This window comes from Streptomyces sp. NPDC023723 (genome assembly GCF_040639815.1).
GTDB lineage: Bacteria > Actinomycetota > Actinomycetes > Streptomycetales > Streptomycetaceae > Streptomyces.
The window spans coordinates 1-15,021 of record NZ_JBFAAP010000057.1; the positions used below are offsets into that span (position 1 = coordinate 1).

Consider the following 15,021-nt stretch of genomic DNA (forward strand, 5'->3'; position numbering starts at 1 on the left):
TCGTCACGGTCGACGGTCAGGTCATCGGCGAAGTGCCGGTCGCCGGTGGCGTCGGGCACGTACTTCACAGTGACAACGATCCTCAAGCTCACGCCGGCTCTCCTACTGCCTCGACATTTCCATTGCTGCCTCTTGCAGGCAGCATAGGCGCCCCAAGCGGCCGATCCCGGCCGGGGCGACCTGCGCTCCGACCGAAATATTACTCGTCAGTACACTCAGTTCGTGCCCGCTGAGCAAGCGCTTTGAACTGTGACCTTCGCAACGCAGCGTAACCGGAACCCGACTGCTTCGCAGCAGCGCCCGGAGCGCGGTCAGCCGCGCAGCCCGCCGAAGCGTCCCTGGTGGTAGACGAGGGGCCGGCCGTCGCCGGCGGGGTCACCGAGGAGGACTTCGGCGAGCACGATGCGGTGGTCGCCGGCCGGCACCCGGCCGGCGACGCGGCACACCAGCCAGGCCAGTACGCCGTCCAGCACGGGCACGCCCTCGGGGCCGGTGCGCCAGGCGGTGGGCGGGCCGAAGCGGTCGGCGCCGCTGCGGGCGAAGGTGGCGGCCAGCTCCTGCTGGTGCTCGCCGAGTATGTGCACGCCGACATGGCCGGCCTCGGCGATCACCGGCCAGCTCGAGGAACCGGTGCCGACGCCGAAGGAGAGCAGCGGCGGCTCGGCGGAGACCGAGGCGAGGGAGGTGGCGGTGAAGCCGGCCGGACCGGACGGGCCGCTCGCGGTGATCACGGCGACGCCCGCCGCGTGCCGCCGGAAGACGGACCGCAGCAGACCGGGGGTGTCGGATCGGAGGCGGGCCAGGTCGGGTGTGGCCGTCATGCGTATGTCCTTCTGCGCCGCGCCCCGGCCGGCCGGGGAGTGGCCGGAGGCTCAAGTGTCAGGCTGACGATAGAGGGTGCGCACCGTCAAGCGGGTGTTCCGGAATGCGGAACCCATGCCGCCGGGCCGGTGCGGGCAGCCGTCACACGGCCTCCCCCAGCGCGGCGATCACGTCCGCCTTGCGCGGCTGCCCGGCGGCCCGCCGCACCACGCGGCCGGCGGCGTCCAGCACCAGCACGGTCGGCGTGCTGACGATGTCCAGGGCGCGGACCAGCTCCAGCCGGGCCTCGGCGTCGATCTCGACATGGGCGACACCCGGGACCAGCGCGGCCACCTCGGCCAGCACCCGGCGGGTGGCCCGGCAGGGAGCGCAGAAGGCGCTGGAGAACTGCACCAACGTGGCCCGTACACCCAGTTCCGCGCCCAGATCGGCGGCGGCCAGCCGCTCGCCCTCGCTGTGCCCGCGCACCCGCACGCTCCCGCCTCGATCGGAATACCCGCCGGTGCAGCGCCCGGGGGACGGTGAAAGATTCCCGCCGTCCCGCCCTGCCGGGGGGACGTGATGAGAATCTCGCCCTGTGTGGGCACCAGGGCTGGTACACCGGTCGTTCTTCGGGCACGATCTGCGACAAGCCGTAAACCTACGGCTGCGTAAGTTCTTGACTGGGAGTCCCCTTCCCAGGCGAAGCAGGAAGGGTCCGCGCCGCCCATGGCAGAACTCGTCTACCGTCCGGTCATCGGTCTCGCCCGCACCCTCTTCAAGGTGTGGGACCTCAAGATCGACTGCCAGGGTTCGGAGAACATCCCGCGCTCGGGCGGCGCCGTGCTGGTCAGCAACCACATCAGCTACCTGGACTTCATCTTCGACGGCCTCGCCGCGCTGCCGCAGAAGCGGCTGGTGCGCTTCATGGCGAAGGAGTCGGTCTTCCGGCACCGGATCTCCGGCCCGCTGATGCGTGGCATGAAGCACATCCCGGTCGACCGCAAGCAGGGCGAGGCGGCGTACGCGCACGCGCTGGACTCGCTGCGCTCCGGTGAGATCATCGGAGTCTTCCCGGAGGCCACGATCTCCGAGTCGTTCACGCTGAAGAGCTTCAAGTCGGGTGCGGCGCGCCTGGCGCAGGAGGCGGGCGTCCCGCTGGTGCCGATGGCGCTGTGGGGCACGCAGCGGCTGTGGACCAAGGGCCACCCGCGCAACTTCAAGCGCAGTCACACCCCCATCACCATCCGGGTCGGCGAGGCGATGGAGGCCCCGCGCGAGCAGTACGCGGGCGCGATCACCCGCCGGCTGCGCGACCGGGTGCACGAGCTGCTCGAAGCCGCGCAGCGCGCCTACCCGGTGCGCCCGAAGGGCCCGGACGACACCTGGTGGATGCCGGCCCACCTGGGCGGCACGGCTCCGACGCCGGAGCAGGTCCGCGCGGCCGAGGCGCACTGACCGCGGTCTCAGACGAAGGCCGGCAGGAGCCGCCACAGGTGCGGCCGGTCGGTGGCGGTGCGCAGGGCCTTCAGTACGGCCGGGCGCGGGGCGGCGTACAGGACCGGGTGGTCGGCCTCCCCCGCCTCGGGGTCGGGGGTGAAGGCCAGCCGTTCCCCGTCGAGGGAGAACCGGGCGTCGACACCGGGTTTGTTGCCGCGCGGGTCCTGCCGGTGCCAGCCGCCGTTGAACCGTACGGCGATCAGTCCGTGCACCACGTGACCGCTCCCGTCGTCGTGCCGCAGCCGCTGGTAGCACAGCGCGGCCGGGATGTCCTCGGCGCGCAGCAGCGCGGCCAGCGCGTGCGCCTTGGCGTAGCAGATGCCGGTGCGCTGCGCCAGGACGTCCGAGGCGCGCCAGGTGACCCGCAGATCACCGCAGTCCTGGGAGTGCGGGATGGTGTCGCGGACGAACTCGAAGGCCAGTCGCGCATAGGCATACGAGTCCTCCGCGTCCTTGGCGAGCCGCGCCGCCGTCTCGCGCACCAGTGGGTGCTCATGGTCGATGACCTCGTCCGCGGCGAGATAGGCGGACAGGTCGGGCGTCTCCTGGATCAGCTCCATGCCCGCAGAGCATAGGAAAGCGATCACCCGAAGGTCAATATCTTTTCGGGTGATCGCATATTTATGCAGCACGTCTAGCGGGCCGCTTCCTCCTTGAGGGCCGCCACGAAGGTGTCCACGTCGTCCTCGGTGGTGTCGAAGGCGCACATCCAGCGGACGTCGCCGGCCGCCTCGTCCCAGAAGTAGAAGCGGAACCGCTGCTGGAGCCGCTCGGTCACGTCGTGCGGCAGCCGGGCGAAGACGGCGTTGGCCTGCACGGGGTAAAGGATCTCCACGCCGTGCACGGCCCGCACGCCCTCGGCCAGCCGCTGGGCCATCTCGTTGGCGTGCCGGGCGTTGCGCAGCCACAGGTCCTTGGCGAGCAGCGCCTCCAGCTGCACCGAGACGAAGCGCATCTTGGAGGCGAGTTGCATGGACAGCTTGCGCAGGTGCTTCATGCGCCGCACGGCGTCCTGGTTGATGACGACGACGGCCTCGCCGAACAGCGCGCCGTTCTTGGTGCCGCCCAGCGAGAGCAGGTCGACGCCGGCCGCGTTGGTGAAGGTCCGCATGGGGACGTCCAGGGCGGCGGCGGCGTTGGCCATGCGTGAGCCGTCCAGGTGCACGGTCATGCCGTGGGCGTGGGCGTGCTCGCAGATCGCGCGGATCTCGTCGGGCGTGTAGAGGGTGCCGAGTTCGGTGCTCTGGGTGATCGAGACGGCTTGCGGCATCGCGCGGTGCTCGTCGTCCCAGCCGTACGCCTGCCGGTCGATCAGCTCGGGGGTGAGCTTGCCGTCCGGGGTGGGCACGGTGAGCAGCTTGATGCCGGCCATCCGCTCGGGGGCGCCACCCTCGTCGGTGTTGATGTGGGCGCTCTCCGCGCAGATCACCGATCCCCAGCGGTCGGTGACCGCCTGGAGCGCGACGACGTTGGCGCCGGTGCCGTTGAAGACCGGGAACGCCTCGGCGGTGGGCCCGAAGTGGCTCCGGATCACGGTCTGGAGGTGGTGCGTGTAGTCGTCCTCGCCGTACGCGATCTGGTGGCCGCCGTTGGCCAGGGCCAGGGCGGCGAGTATCTCCGGGTGCGCCCCGGCGTAGTTGTCGCTGGCGAATCCGCGGACCCCGGGGTCGTGATGGCGACGCGCGTCGGTTCTGGGCGGGTTCACGGCTTCTCGGTCAGCCACAGACGGTTTCCGTTCACTTCCGCGGCGGGCTGCTCCCAGACTCCGGCGACCGCCTCGGCCAGGTCCTTGACGTCCGTGAAGCCCGCGAACTTCGCGTTGGGGCGCTCGGCGCGCATCGCGTCGTGCACCAACGCCTTCACCACCAGGATCGCAGCCGCGGAGGTCGGCCCCTGCTCGCCCCCCGCCTTGCGGAAGTAGTCCGCCATGGCCAGCGTCCACGCCTCGGCGGCGGCCTTGGCGGCGGAGTAGGCCGCGTTGCCGGCGGTCGGCCGGGAGGCGCCCGCGGCGCTGATCAGGACGTAGCGGCCGCGGTCGCTGCGCTGGAGGGCCTCGTGGAAGGCGAGGGAGGTGTGCTGGACGGTGCGGATCAGCAGCTTCTCCAGCAGTTCCCAGTCGTCCAGGTCGGTCTTGGTGAAGGTCTGGCTGCCGCGCCAGCCGCCGACGAGATGGACCAGGCCGTCGACCCGGCCGTGCTCCTGCTCGATCCGGTCGGCCCAGGCGTGGGCGGCGGCCAGGTCCAGCAGGTCGACGGTCTCACCGGTGACGGTGGCGCCGCCGTGCGCGTAGCGGGCCGCGTCCACCGCCTCGGCCAGCTTCTGCGGGTCGTTGTCCGAGCCGACGACCGTCGCCCCGGCCTCGGCGAGCCGCAGCAGCGCGGCCCGTCCGGCGGGGCCGCCCGCGCCGGCCACCGCCACGACCGCGCCGTCGAGCGCCCCGTTCCCCACGGACGCCGTGTTCCTGGACCCCATGGTCCTCGCCTCCCGAGTCTTGTGCCCGATGCCGGTGCCGTCGCTCACGCGGCGGCCCGCTCGGCACCGTCCGCCGTGATGCCCTTGGTCGAGGCGATCACGTTCTTCAGCTTCTTGGACAGTGCCTCGTAGAACATGCTCAGCGGAAACTCGTCCGGCAGCACGTCGTCGACGAGCTTGCGCGGCGGCAGGGTCAGGTCGAGGGCGTCCGGGCCCTTGGCCCACTTGGAGCCGGGGTGCGGGGCGAGGTAGGTGGCGACGAGTTCGTAGCCGGCGAACCAGTGGACGAGCTTGGGGCGGTCGATGCCGTCGCGGTAGAGGGTCTCGATCTCGGCGCACAGCCGGTTGGTGACCTCGGGGGCCCGCTGCCAGTCGATGGCAAGCCGGTTGTCGGTCCACCGGACCACGTCGTGCTTGTGCAGGTAGGCGAAGAGCAGCTGGCCGCCGAGACCGTCGTAGTTGCGGACCCGTTCGCCGGTGACCGGGAAGCGGAACATGCGGTCGAAGAGGACCGCGACCTGCACGTCCCGGGCCTGCGGGACACCCTCGCCGGCGAGTTTCACCGCCTCCCTGAAGGCGGTGAGGTCGCAGCGCAGCTCCTCCAGGCCGTACATCCAGAACGGCTGCCGCTGCTTGATCATGAACGGGTCGAAGGGCAGGTCGCCGTGGCTGTGGGTGCGGTCGTGGACCATGTCCCACAGCACGAACGCCGCCTCGCAGCGCCGCTGGTCGTGGACGAGCGCGGCCACCTCCGCGGGCAGCTCCAGGCCCAGCACTTCGACGGCGGCGGCGGTGACCCGGCGGAAGCGGGCGGCCTCCCGGTCGCAGAAGATGCCGCCCCAGGAGAACCGCTCGGGGGCCTCGCGCACCGCGATGGTCTCCGGGAACAGGACGGCGGAGTTGGTGTCGTAGCCCGCGGTGAAGTCCTCGAAGGTGATGCCGCAGAACAGCGGGTTGTCGTAGCGGGTGCGCTCCAGCTCGGCCAGCCAGTTCGGCCAGACCATGCGCAGCACGACCGCTTCGAGGTTGCGGTCCGGGTTGCCGTTCTGCGTGTACATCGGGAAGACGACCAGGTGCTGGAGGCCGTCGGCGCGCTGCGCGGCGGGCTGGAAGGCCAGCAGCGAGTCCAGGAAGTCCGGCACCGCGAAGCCGCCGTCCGCCCACCGCTCCAGGTCCGTCACCAGGGCCTCGTGGTACGCGCGGTCGTGCGGCAGCAGCGGGGACAGCTCCCGTACGGCCGTGGCGACCTGCCGTACGGCGGCTTCGGCGGCGGTGCGTTCCGGGGCGCCGTCGGCGCCGAGGTCGATCGAGCCGTCCTTGGACTGCCAGGGCCGGATGCGCTCTACGGCATCCTTGAGCACGGGCCACGCCGGGTGCTCCACCACCCTGTCCGCCGGAGGAAGCCGCTCCTCCGTCGCCGCCTGCACAAGAATTTCCGTCATGTTCCATCCTCCACGGGAGAACCTCGCGTAAGGACACCGTATGCAAAGAGGGTTTCCCGCAGCAAGGGGAACCTCCGGAAATTATCCTGCCCCACCCCGGGCTTCACCGCATTTTTTCCTGTGGGTCACCCGGGGAGGGCCGGTGCCGGGAGGGGCCGGTTAGGCTGCGGCCGTGAACTTCCTCACCATCGGTCACCGCGGTGTCATGGGCGTCGAGCCCGAGAACACCCTGCGTTCCTTCACCGCCGCCGAGCAGGCCGGGCTCGACATGATCGAACTCGACCTGCACCTGAGCAAGGACGGCGCCCTCGTCGTCATGCACGACACGGACGTGGACCGCACGACCGACGGCACCGGCCCGATCGCCGCGAAGACCCTCGCCGAACTGCGCGCGCTGGACGCGGGGCGCGAGGAGCGGGTGCCGGTGTTCGAGGAGGTGCTCGACGCCGTGTCGCTGCCGTTGCAGGCGGAGATCAAGGACGTGGCGGCGGCCCGCGCGCTGGCCGGGGTGATCACCGAGCGGGAGCTGACCGGGCGGGTGGAGGTGTCCTCGTTCCACGACGAGGCGGTCGCCGAGACCACCCGGCTGGTGCCGGGGGTACGGACCGCGCTCATCGCCGGCCGGTACGGCACCGACATCGTGGAGCGCGCCGTCGAGGCCGGCGCGGCGACCGTCTGCCTCAACATCCGCCGGCTCACCCTGGAGACCGTGGAGCTGGCCCGCGAGGCGAACCTGCGGATCATCGGCTGGGTGGTCAACACCCAGGAGCAGCTGCGCCTGGCGCGGGCCTTCGGCCTCGACGGCGTGACGACCGACTACCCGGAGATCAAGCGGACCGGCCGCTTCACCGCATAGCTCCGCGGCGCGGTTCCTGGTGGCTTCTCAGCGCAGTTCCTTGACCAGCAGTTCGAAGGCGAGGTCGGCGCGGAGCGGGACGCCGAACCGCTCGTCGCCGTAGGGGAACGGGCTGGTGCGGCCGGTACGGCGGTAGCCGCGCCGCTCGTACCAGGCGATCAGGTCCTCGCGCGCCGTGATCACGGTCATGTGCATCTCCTCCATGCCCCACTCGGTGCGGGCCTGCCGCTCCGCCTCGGCGATGACCGCCTTGCCGAGGCCGGCGCCCTGCAGGCCGGGGCGGACGGCGAACATCCCGAAGTAGGCGTGGCCGTCCCGGCGCTCCAGCTGGCAGCAGGCCACCGTCTCGCCGTCCCGCTGGACCGTCAGCAGCCGGCTGCCGGGCGTCTCGATGACCGTGCGCACCCCTTCGGGATCGGTCCGCTGCCCTTCGAGGAGGTGGGCCTCGGTGGTCCACCCGGTCCGGCTGCGGTCGCCCCGGTACGCCGACTCGATCAGCGCGACGAGCGCGTCGACGTCGGCGGCGGTGGCGTTCCGGAAGGTCAGGTCGGTGGCGAGGGGCTCGACGGTGTCCATGAGCGGCATCTCCGGTTCGGTGCGGCGCGGCGCGGGCACCGAAGAGCGTAACGCCGCGGCGTTAGGCTCCGGACGCATGGTGCATGTACTCAGCAGTCGTATCCTGCTCCGTCCCGTCGACCCCGACCGGTCCCGTGCCTTCTACGGCGGGCAACTCGGTCTCGCCGTCCACCGTGAGTTCGGCACCGGTCCGGAGCGCGGCACCGTCTACTTCCTCGGCGGCGGCTTCCTGGAGGTCTCCGGCCGGGCCGAGGCCCCGGCCGCGCCGGCGCTCAGCATCTGGATGCAGGTGGCGGACGCGGCGGCGGCCCACGCCGAGCTGCGGGCCAAGGGCGTGCCGATCGTCCGGGAGCCGGTGCGCGAGCCGTGGGGGCTGGTGGAGATGTGGCTCCAGGACCCGGACGGTACGCGGATCGTCCTGGTGGAGATCCCCGACGACCATCCGCTGCGGTACCGGCCGGGCATCTGAGACCCGGCTCCCCCGGCCCCGGCCCCGGTGGGCCCCTCGGGAGGCGGATCCCACCGGACCGGGTGACCGGCGGGCCCCACCGGACCGGCCGGCCCCGGCCCCGGTGAGTCCTCCCGGTGGGGGATCAGGCGCGTGGCACCCCCAGCCGTCCCTCCAGTTGGACCAGCAGTTCACCGAGCAGCCCGGTCAGCGTGTCGCGCTCCGGTGTGCCGAGGCCGGACAGCGCGGCGGTCTCGTAGGCGAGCTGCTCGGGGAGGATGCCGTCCACCGTGTCGCGTCCGGCGCCGGTGAGCCGGACGTGGGCGACGCGGCGGTCCCGGGTGTCGCCGCGGCGTTCGACCAGGCCGCGCTCGGAGAGCTGCTTGAGGCGCTTGGTGACGGCGGCGCCGGAGGAGAAGGTCTCGCGGGCCAGTTCGCCGGGCGTCAGTTCGTGCCCGGTGCGGCGCAACGCGCCGAGCAGGTCGAACTCGGCCCGGCTGAGACCGGCCCGGCGCAGCGGCGCGTCCTCCGCCTGCTGGAGCAGGGCGGCGCAGCGGTTGATGCGGCCGATGATCTCCATCGGGCCGGTGTCCAGGTCGGGATGGACGGCCCGCCACTGCCGGACGACACCGGCGACGGTGTCGCCCCGCGCCGGCCCCGTCGGGTCGTCCTTGGTCGCCGAGGGCCGGTCGGTTGCCGTCATGGCTTCGCGTCCTCCGTTGTGGTGCCCGAGTCCTGGTCGGCGCCGGCCGTGCGGCGGCGCACCGTAGCGGCGAGGGTACGGTGTCCGGCCTGCTCGGCCAGCACGACCCTCTCCTGCGGCAGGGCCCGCTGCCACCACTCGCCGGCCGCGGCGTCGGCGGTGGCCCGCAGGTCGGTCAGGGCGGCGGACAGGGCGCGCCGGGCGGCCTCCAGGGCGGCGGGGGCGGGGCGCGGTTCGGCCAGCAGCCGGGCGGCGTGCTCGCGGGCCCGGTCGGCGGCGGTGACCGCCTCCTCGACCCGGGAGCCGGCCCGCCGGTTGGTGACGGCGATCGCGGCCAGGAACCCGACCACCGCGCCGACCACGGTGTCCAGCACCCGCTCGGTGATCAGCTCCCCGGGGTCCTGGTAGCGGGCGAACTCGCTGATGAGCAGGGCCATCGGGGTGACGCAGACGCTGCCGAGCCAGTAGTTGCGGCTGATGAACGCCTCGGCGCCGAAGCCGCAGGCGAGGCAGAACACGACGAGGAACGCCTGGTGCAGGTGGGCGACCGGGGCGACCACGGCGAACACCAGCACCCCGGCGAGGTTGCCGACGACGCGCTGGACGGTGCGGCTCCAGGTGAGGGTCAGGTTGGCCTGGTAGAGCGCGGCGGCGGTGACCAGGGCCCAGTACGGGCGGCCGACGCCGAGCGCGAGGGAGGCCCAGCCGGCCAGCGCGCAGCCGAGCGCGGTGCGGGCACCGATGGGCAGCAGCGGGCCGAGCCGGTGCCACAGCGAGCTGGGGCGGGCGGCGAGTTCGGTCTCGACGCCGAGCAGTTCCTCGGTGTCCGCGCCGCGGTCACCGGTGCGCGGCACACGGCCGGTGCCGCGCAGCTCGCGGGCCCAGGCGCGGAGCCGGCCCGGGTCGGCGTCGGCGGGCGCGGCGAGCGCGACCTCGGCGCGGACCAGGAGGCGTTCCAGGGCCCGCCGGGTGGTGGCGCGGGCGCCGGTGGCCGGCACCGCGAGCAGCGTCTGCCAGGCGGCCTGGACGGCGGCGTACCCGGCGGCACGGGCCCCTGGGTGGCCGTCGCCGGTGCCGCGGGTGTCGGCGTATCCGGCGGCGGCGTCGAGGGCGGCGGCGGTGGCACGGCGCTCGGGGCCGTGCGGCCGGACCAGGCCGGGCGCCATGCAGACGATCCAGGCCCAGGCGGCCGCGGCCAGGGCGAGTCCGAGGTGGCCGGGGAGCTGCCCGAGGGTCCCCGGCACGAACAGGGCGGCCGAGCTGATGAAGGAGAGGACGACGTTGCCCGGCGGGCCGACTCGGGTGGCGTCGCACAGCGTCTTCTGCACGGCGGCCAGCAGGGCGCCGACGGCGACCAGGACGACGGTGTTGTCGGTGAGCGACGCGGCGGTCAGGGCGACGGCGAGGCCGCCGACCATGCCGAGGGCGACCCAGAGCAGGGTGCGGGCGCGGGCGGCGTAGGGCCGGTTGTGCGCGTACAGCGCGCACATCGACCCGGCCATCGTGTACATGGCCAGGTCGAGCCGGCCGAGCGCCAGCAGGGTGAGGTTGGGCGGGGCGAGCGAGGCGACGGAGCTGAGCGCGGGCTTGAACCAGATGTCGGAGGGGCGGCGCGGCCGCAGTACGCCGGCCAGGGGGAGGCGGCGGGCGCGGGGGGTGCCGGGGGTGGGGGTCGCACTGCTCATGCGATTAGTTTAACAGGTGTTTTACCTGTAAACGATGTAGCGCTTCTCATGCCGCACTCCGGGAATGCCCCCGGGACGCCCCTTTGCGCTCGCGTGCGCGCCGCGTGCACCGGGCATCCCTTGACCGACCGCCGAGCTCGGAGCGAGGGAGGGGCGCGTGCACATACCGGTGTCCTCCGGCTGGCTGCTGGTCGCGCTGTGCGCGGCGACCGGCGCCTACTGCCTGCTGCGGATGCGCAGCGATGTCGAGGAGCAGCGCCGCGCCGCGGGCGGCGAGGCCCTCATGGGTTTCGGCATGGCCGCGATGGCCGTGCCGGCGGCCGTGTTCACCCCGCCGGGCTGGGCCTGGCCGCTGTACGCGGCGGTGTTCGGCGCGGCCGGGCTGCGCGCCCTGTGGGCCGCCCGGCGCAGCCGCCACCATCTGCACCACCTGGTCGGCGCCGGGGCGATGGTCTACATGTCGCTGGTGATGGCCGCCGCCCCCGGCCACGGGCCCGGTCACGGCGGTTCCGGCGTGCCGCTGCTCACCGGCGCCCTGCTGCTCTACTTCGCCGGGTACGTGCTGATGGCCGGGGTACGCCTGGTGCCGGTGCCCGCGCCGGCCGGCCCCTCGGCCGACGCCACGGCCGGCCCCGAGGCCCGCGCCACGGCCCGCGCTTCGGCCCGCGCTTCGGCCGGCGGCTGGGGCGACCGGCCGGAAGTGGCCCGCGCCTGCCGGCTGTCGATGGGCATCGGGATGCTGGCGATGCTGCTGGCCATGTGAGGGACGGCGGCCGGCCGGCACGGGCCCCCGGCCCCGGGATTGGCCTCGATGCCGCCGGGTCGGCGAGGATCTCAGGATGCAGACGCCGCCCCTCGACTCCCCGCCCCGTCCGCCGCGAACCGGTACCGCGCTCGGTGCCGCCTGGATCCTGGCGCTGTGCTCGGCGCTGCTGCTCGTCCTGGTCGCCGCCGAGTGGCACCCGCTGATGAGCCTGGACGGCGACATCGCCCGCACCACGCACCGCTGGGCGGTCGAGGAGGCCGGTGTCACCCGTGCCTTCCGGGTACTGACCGACTGGGTGTGGGACCCGTGGACGATGCGGCTGCTGTGCGCGGCGGCGGTGCTGTGGCTGGGGCTGCGGCACGGCGCCTGGTGGACGGCGGTGTGGCTGGCGGTGACCTGCGCGCTGACCGCGCTGGTGCAGCAGGTGCTGAAGGCCGCGGTGGGCCGGGCCCGCCCGGTCTGGCCGGACCCGGTGGACAGCGCGCACTACGCGGCGTTCCCCTCCGGCCACGCCATGACCGCCACGGTCGTGTGCGGCCTGCTGCTGTGGCTGCTGCACCGCGGCGCCGCCGCCCGCGCGGTCCGGCCGGCCGCGCTGGTGGTGGCCGTGGTCTCGGTGGGCGGCGTCGGTCTGACCCGTGTCTGGCTGGGCGTCCACTGGAGCACGGACGTGGTCGCCGGCTGGCTGATGGGCGCGCTGCTGGTGTGCCTGGCGGTGACGGCGCATCACCGCTGGTGTCCGGCCCGGGAGACGGGGCCCGTGCCCCGGCGGGCCCCCGCCTCGTAGGATCCGGACATGACCGCCGTACTCTTCGACTTCTCCGGCACCCTCTTCCGCATCGAGTCCTGCGAGACGTGGCTGCGCACGGTGCTCGCCGAGGCTCGGGTCCGCCTGTCCGAGGAGGAGTTGGCGGGTACGGCGCGGGCGCTGGCGCAGGCGGGCGCGCAGCCGGGCGGGGCGGCCCCGCTGGTGGTGCCCGAGGAACTGGTGGGCGTGTGGGAGGTCCGCGACCAGACGCCCGAACTGCACCGCGCGGCGTACACCGGCCTGTCCCGCCGGGTGCCGCTGCCCGCGCCGGAACTCCACGACGCGCTGTACGAGCGGCACATGACCCCGGCCGCGTGGCGGCCCTACCCGGACGCCGCCGAGGTGCTGCGCGCCCTGAAGGAGCGCGGGATCGCGGTCGGTGTGGTCAGCAACATCGGCTGGGACCCGCGCCCGGTCTTCCGCGAGCACGGACTCGACCCGTACGTGGACACCTACGTCCTGTCCTACCGGCACGGCGTCCGCAAGCCCGATCCGCGGCTGTTCGCCACGGCCTGCGCCCGGCTGGGCGCCGATCCCGCGCGGACCCTGATGGTCGGCGACGACCGCCGGGCGGACGGCGGCGCCGCGGCGCTGGGCTGCGCGGTGCACTTCGTCGACCATCTCCCGGTCACCGAGCGGCCGGACGGCCTGCGGCCGGTACTGGACCTGGTGGGCCGGTCCCCGCGGTCCGCGGACCGGACCTAGTCCGGGGCGAGCGATGCCGCGGAGGAACCGCCCGCCTCGGGCGCTCCCCCGCGTCGCCCGAGGCGGGCGGCAGCCGGACGCGTCCATGACGGAGCGGATCCGGCCGTACTGATTCTAGTTGGCCGGCAGCAAGTCAACGCGGGGAGTCGCGCATGTCCCCGCGGAGCGCCCCGGCCAGCGAAGAGCCGCGTCGGCGATCCGAGGAACGGCTGCTCCAGGCGGCCGTGGAGCTGGCCGGCGAACGCGGCTACGACGCCACCACGTTGGGGGACGTCACCGACCGGGCCGCGCGGCGCGGGGCTGATCTCGTACTACTTCCCCGGCAAGCACCGGCTCGTGCGGTCGGCCGTGCACCGGCTGCCGCGCCGCACGCTGGAGGAGGCGCCGCGATCCTCAGCCCGGCCCGGGACCGGCCGTGCTGATGCGCCGGCACCCGGCGGCCCTGCTGCACGCCGAGGGGTTCGGGCCCTGTCCCGAGCAGCGGCGGCCGGCGGTGCCGCGCGCCGAGCTGTTCGCGCGCCACGGGCCGGCGTAAGACCTGCGGGTCCCGCCGGACGCCGAGGCGTCCGGCGGGACGGGCGGCACCGGGCTGTCGCGGTTCTTCGCGACCGGCGCCGAGGATCAGTCGAAGTAGTCCGGCTGCGTCTGGACGTTCAGCTCGTCCAGCCGGACCCGCTTGGCCGGGTCCGTGCGCCGGTCGCTGAGCTTGAGCACGTCGAAGCCCTTGGCGATGTCGTTCGAGTAGATGTAGCCGTTGTAGTAGTACGCCGACCAGGAGCCGCCGGTGACCATCGTCTCGGTGGACAGCGGGCCGCGCTCGAAGTAGGCGATCTCCTTCGGCTTGGTGGAGTCCGTGAAGTCCCAGACGGAGACGCCGCCCTGGTACCAGGCCTGGACCATGAGGTCCTTGCCCTTGACCGGGATCAGCGAGCCGTTGTGGGCGACGCAGTTCTCCGTGTCGGCCTGGTGGCGCGGGATCTTGTAGTAGCTGCGGAAGACGAGCCTGCTCTTGTCGCCCTTGCCGACGATGTCGTAGATGCCGTCGGCGCCGCGGTCGGGGCCGATCTCCGCGTTGCAGGTGGCCGCGCCGCCGCCGCCCAGCTCGTCGGTGAAGACGACCTTCTTGGCGGTCTGGTTGAAGGTCGCCGAGTGCCAGAACGCGAAGTTGACGTTGTCCTGGACCCGGTCGATGACCTTCGGGTGCTCCGGGTCCTTGATGGAGAACAGGATGCCGTCGCCCATGCAGGCGCCCGCCGCGAGGTCCTTGGCGGGCAGCACGGTGATGTCGTGGCAGCCGGTGGTCTTGGTGACGCCGGGGTTGGCGGGCGCGCCCGGGTTGCCGCCGCCGTCGGGGCCCTCACCGGGGAACAGCACCGGGAAGCCCACGACCGCCGCCTTCTCGGGGGCACCGCGCGGCACCTTGATGACCGAGATGCCGTCGTGCGGCGGCTGGCAGTCGGGGTAGGACGCGCTCGGCGAGTACGAGGAGACGTAGATGTAGACGTCGCGGCGCTCGGGCACGATGGTGTGGGTGTGCGAGCCGCAGGCGGTCTCGACGGCGGCGACGTACTTCGGGTTGCGCACGTCGCTGATGTCGAAGACCTTCATGCCCTCCCAGGAGGACTTCTCGGTCACCGGCTGGGTGGTGCTGTTGCAACTGTCGTCGCTGCGCGAGGAGTCGGTCGACAGGAACAGCAGGTCGCCGGAGACGGAGATGTCGTTCTGCGAGCCGGGGCAGAGCACCTGGGCGACGGTCTTCGGCTGCTTCGGGTTGCTGATGTCGAAGACGCGGAAGCCGTCGTAGTTGCCCGCGAAGGCATACTTCCCCTGAAAGGCCAGGTCCGAGTTGGTGCCCGGCAGCACGTCCTTGGGGATGTTGACGAGGTGCTCGAGGTTGGCCGAGTGGACGATCTCGTCCTGGCCGGGTATCTCGCCGCTCGCGATCGCCTCAGCGGCCTCGGCCCGCGCGCTCTTGGAGACCTGCTCGGTCGCGGCCGGACCGTCCCCGGGGTCGGGGGTCGCCGTCGCCGGTGCCGCGGTGAGCAGCGCGGCCAGCAGCCCAGCGGCGGCCGTGGCAACTCCCAGGCGTCTGCGCCGAGTTCTCGGGTCGTTCAACAGGATCACTGCTTCCTCCCTGGTTCCGTTCGCGTGGGAACGGTGTACGCACCCCGCAGTATCGTCTTCGTCATGCTCATACCAACAGGGGGCAACAGACTCGTAATGAAGTTTTCTGATCACTGGCGTGTGCAAGCGTGCTAG

Annotated in this window: 16 protein-coding genes and 2 pseudogenes; 7 read left to right on the forward strand and 11 right to left on the reverse strand. The window is 72.8% G+C overall.

Annotation, left to right across the window (positions count from 1 at the left end; genetic code table 11):
* The 3 genes and pseudogenes from AB0G32_RS34205 to AB0G32_RS34215 form a co-directional block, all read right to left on the reverse strand.
* Window positions 1-92: pseudogene (locus AB0G32_RS34205) on the reverse strand (electron transfer flavoprotein subunit beta); the annotation flags it as partial.
* A 219-nt stretch (window positions 93-311) separates the two neighbouring features.
* Window positions 312-821, reverse strand: a complete 510-nt coding sequence (locus AB0G32_RS34210) for a flavin reductase family protein (RefSeq protein ID WP_361172544.1) — start codon at window positions 819-821, stop codon at window positions 312-314.
* 142 nt (window positions 822-963) lie between these two features.
* Window positions 964-1,296 (reverse strand): thioredoxin family protein, encoded by a 333-nt coding sequence (locus AB0G32_RS34215; protein ID WP_361172547.1) that lies wholly within the window; start codon window positions 1,294-1,296, stop codon window positions 964-966.
* Between the two features lie 234 nt (window positions 1,297-1,530).
* On the opposite strand from AB0G32_RS34215, the gene AB0G32_RS34220 reads away from it, so the two are divergent.
* Window positions 1,531-2,259: a lysophospholipid acyltransferase family protein gene (locus AB0G32_RS34220; RefSeq protein ID WP_361172550.1), complete on the forward strand. Its 729-nt coding sequence runs from the start codon at window positions 1,531-1,533 to the stop codon at window positions 2,257-2,259.
* An 8-nt stretch (window positions 2,260-2,267) separates the two neighbouring features.
* Here AB0G32_RS34220 and AB0G32_RS34225 read toward each other — a convergent pair whose 3' ends face one another.
* The 4 genes from AB0G32_RS34225 to AB0G32_RS34240 form a co-directional block, all read right to left on the reverse strand.
* Entirely contained in the window at window positions 2,268-2,861 is a 594-nt protein-coding gene (locus tag AB0G32_RS34225; RefSeq protein WP_361172553.1) for a transglutaminase domain-containing protein, read from the reverse strand.
* Window positions 2,862-2,935: 74 nt separating this feature from the next.
* Window positions 2,936-4,006 (reverse strand): low specificity L-threonine aldolase, encoded by a 1,071-nt coding sequence (locus AB0G32_RS34230; protein WP_361172556.1) that lies wholly within the window; start codon window positions 4,004-4,006, stop codon window positions 2,936-2,938.
* A complete protein-coding gene (locus AB0G32_RS34235; protein ID WP_361172662.1) occupies window positions 4,003-4,749 on the reverse strand; it encodes an SDR family oxidoreductase in 747 nt (248 codons plus the stop codon). Before AB0G32_RS34235 ends, AB0G32_RS34230 begins: the two co-directional genes overlap by 4 nt.
* Before the next feature lie 68 nt (window positions 4,750-4,817).
* A complete protein-coding gene (locus AB0G32_RS34240) occupies window positions 4,818-6,215 on the reverse strand; it encodes a DUF6421 family protein (RefSeq protein WP_361172559.1) in 1,398 nt (465 codons plus the stop codon).
* A gap of 172 nt (window positions 6,216-6,387) precedes the next feature.
* On the opposite strand from AB0G32_RS34240, the gene AB0G32_RS34245 reads away from it, so the two are divergent.
* The gene (locus tag AB0G32_RS34245; protein WP_361172562.1) at window positions 6,388-7,071 is read left to right on the forward strand and encodes a glycerophosphodiester phosphodiesterase family protein; all 684 of its coding nucleotides are present in this window, start codon (window positions 6,388-6,390) and stop codon (window positions 7,069-7,071) included.
* A 27-nt stretch (window positions 7,072-7,098) separates the two neighbouring features.
* Here AB0G32_RS34245 and AB0G32_RS34250 read toward each other — a convergent pair whose 3' ends face one another.
* Window positions 7,099-7,647 (reverse strand): GNAT family N-acetyltransferase, encoded by a 549-nt coding sequence (locus AB0G32_RS34250; protein WP_361172564.1) that lies wholly within the window; start codon window positions 7,645-7,647, stop codon window positions 7,099-7,101.
* Window positions 7,648-7,723: 76 nt separating this feature from the next.
* On the opposite strand from AB0G32_RS34250, the gene AB0G32_RS34255 reads away from it, so the two are divergent.
* The gene (locus AB0G32_RS34255; protein ID WP_361172567.1) at window positions 7,724-8,116 is read left to right on the forward strand and encodes a VOC family protein; all 393 of its coding nucleotides are present in this window, start codon (window positions 7,724-7,726) and stop codon (window positions 8,114-8,116) included.
* A gap of 124 nt (window positions 8,117-8,240) precedes the next feature.
* Here AB0G32_RS34255 and AB0G32_RS34260 read toward each other — a convergent pair whose 3' ends face one another.
* Both AB0G32_RS34260 and AB0G32_RS34265 read right to left on the reverse strand, forming a co-directional pair.
* Window positions 8,241-8,798, reverse strand: a complete 558-nt coding sequence (locus AB0G32_RS34260) for a MarR family transcriptional regulator (RefSeq protein WP_361172570.1) — start codon at window positions 8,796-8,798, stop codon at window positions 8,241-8,243.
* On the reverse strand, window positions 8,795-10,483 hold the full coding sequence (locus AB0G32_RS34265; protein ID WP_361172573.1) for an FUSC family protein: 1,689 nt from the start codon (window positions 10,481-10,483) through the stop codon (window positions 8,795-8,797). Before AB0G32_RS34265 ends, AB0G32_RS34260 begins: the two co-directional genes overlap by 4 nt.
* A gap of 157 nt (window positions 10,484-10,640) precedes the next feature.
* Between AB0G32_RS34265 and AB0G32_RS34270 the strand changes: the two genes are divergently transcribed.
* From AB0G32_RS34270 to AB0G32_RS34285, 4 genes and pseudogenes are all read left to right on the forward strand, one after another.
* On the forward strand, window positions 10,641-11,246 hold the full coding sequence (locus AB0G32_RS34270; protein WP_361172576.1) for a DUF5134 domain-containing protein: 606 nt from the start codon (window positions 10,641-10,643) through the stop codon (window positions 11,244-11,246).
* 76 nt (window positions 11,247-11,322) lie between these two features.
* Entirely contained in the window at window positions 11,323-12,036 is a 714-nt protein-coding gene (locus AB0G32_RS34275; RefSeq protein WP_361172579.1) for a phosphatase PAP2 family protein, read from the forward strand.
* A 9-nt stretch (window positions 12,037-12,045) separates the two neighbouring features.
* A complete protein-coding gene (locus AB0G32_RS34280; protein WP_361172582.1) occupies window positions 12,046-12,762 on the forward strand; it encodes an HAD-IA family hydrolase in 717 nt (238 codons plus the stop codon).
* 152 nt (window positions 12,763-12,914) lie between these two features.
* A pseudogene (locus AB0G32_RS34285) lies at window positions 12,915-13,396 on the forward strand (helix-turn-helix domain-containing protein).
* Here the strand turns inward: AB0G32_RS34285 and AB0G32_RS34290 are convergent.
* Window positions 13,384-14,886, reverse strand: coding sequence for a hypothetical protein (locus AB0G32_RS34290; protein WP_361172585.1), 1,503 nt, complete (start codon window positions 14,884-14,886; stop codon window positions 13,384-13,386). The pseudogene AB0G32_RS34285 and the gene AB0G32_RS34290 overlap by 13 nt on opposite strands.
* Window positions 14,887-15,021: the final 135 nt, after the last annotated feature.

Excerpts from the sequence above, each read along its gene's own strand:
- AB0G32_RS34210 (WP_361172544.1), bottom strand. The coding sequence starts at position 821 with ATGACGGCCACACCCGACCTGGCCCGCCTCCGATCCGACACCCCCGGT.
- AB0G32_RS34220 (WP_361172550.1), top strand. The coding sequence starts at position 1,531 with ATGGCAGAACTCGTCTACCGTCCGGTCATCGGTCTCGCCCGCACCCTC.
- AB0G32_RS34225 (WP_361172553.1), bottom strand. The coding sequence starts at position 2,861 with ATGGAGCTGATCCAGGAGACGCCCGACCTGTCCGCCTATCTCGCCGCG.
- AB0G32_RS34240 (WP_361172559.1), bottom strand. The coding sequence starts at position 6,215 with ATGACGGAAATTCTTGTGCAGGCGGCGACGGAGGAGCGGCTTCCTCCG.
- AB0G32_RS34250 (WP_361172564.1), bottom strand. The coding sequence starts at position 7,647 with ATGGACACCGTCGAGCCCCTCGCCACCGACCTGACCTTCCGGAACGCC.
- AB0G32_RS34255 (WP_361172567.1), top strand. The coding sequence starts at position 7,724 with ATGGTGCATGTACTCAGCAGTCGTATCCTGCTCCGTCCCGTCGACCCC.
- AB0G32_RS34260 (WP_361172570.1), bottom strand. The coding sequence starts at position 8,798 with ATGACGGCAACCGACCGGCCCTCGGCGACCAAGGACGACCCGACGGGG.
- AB0G32_RS34265 (WP_361172573.1), bottom strand. The coding sequence starts at position 10,483 with ATGAGCAGTGCGACCCCCACCCCCGGCACCCCCCGCGCCCGCCGCCTC.
- AB0G32_RS34275 (WP_361172579.1), top strand. The coding sequence starts at position 11,323 with ATGCAGACGCCGCCCCTCGACTCCCCGCCCCGTCCGCCGCGAACCGGT.
- AB0G32_RS34280 (WP_361172582.1), top strand. The coding sequence starts at position 12,046 with ATGACCGCCGTACTCTTCGACTTCTCCGGCACCCTCTTCCGCATCGAG.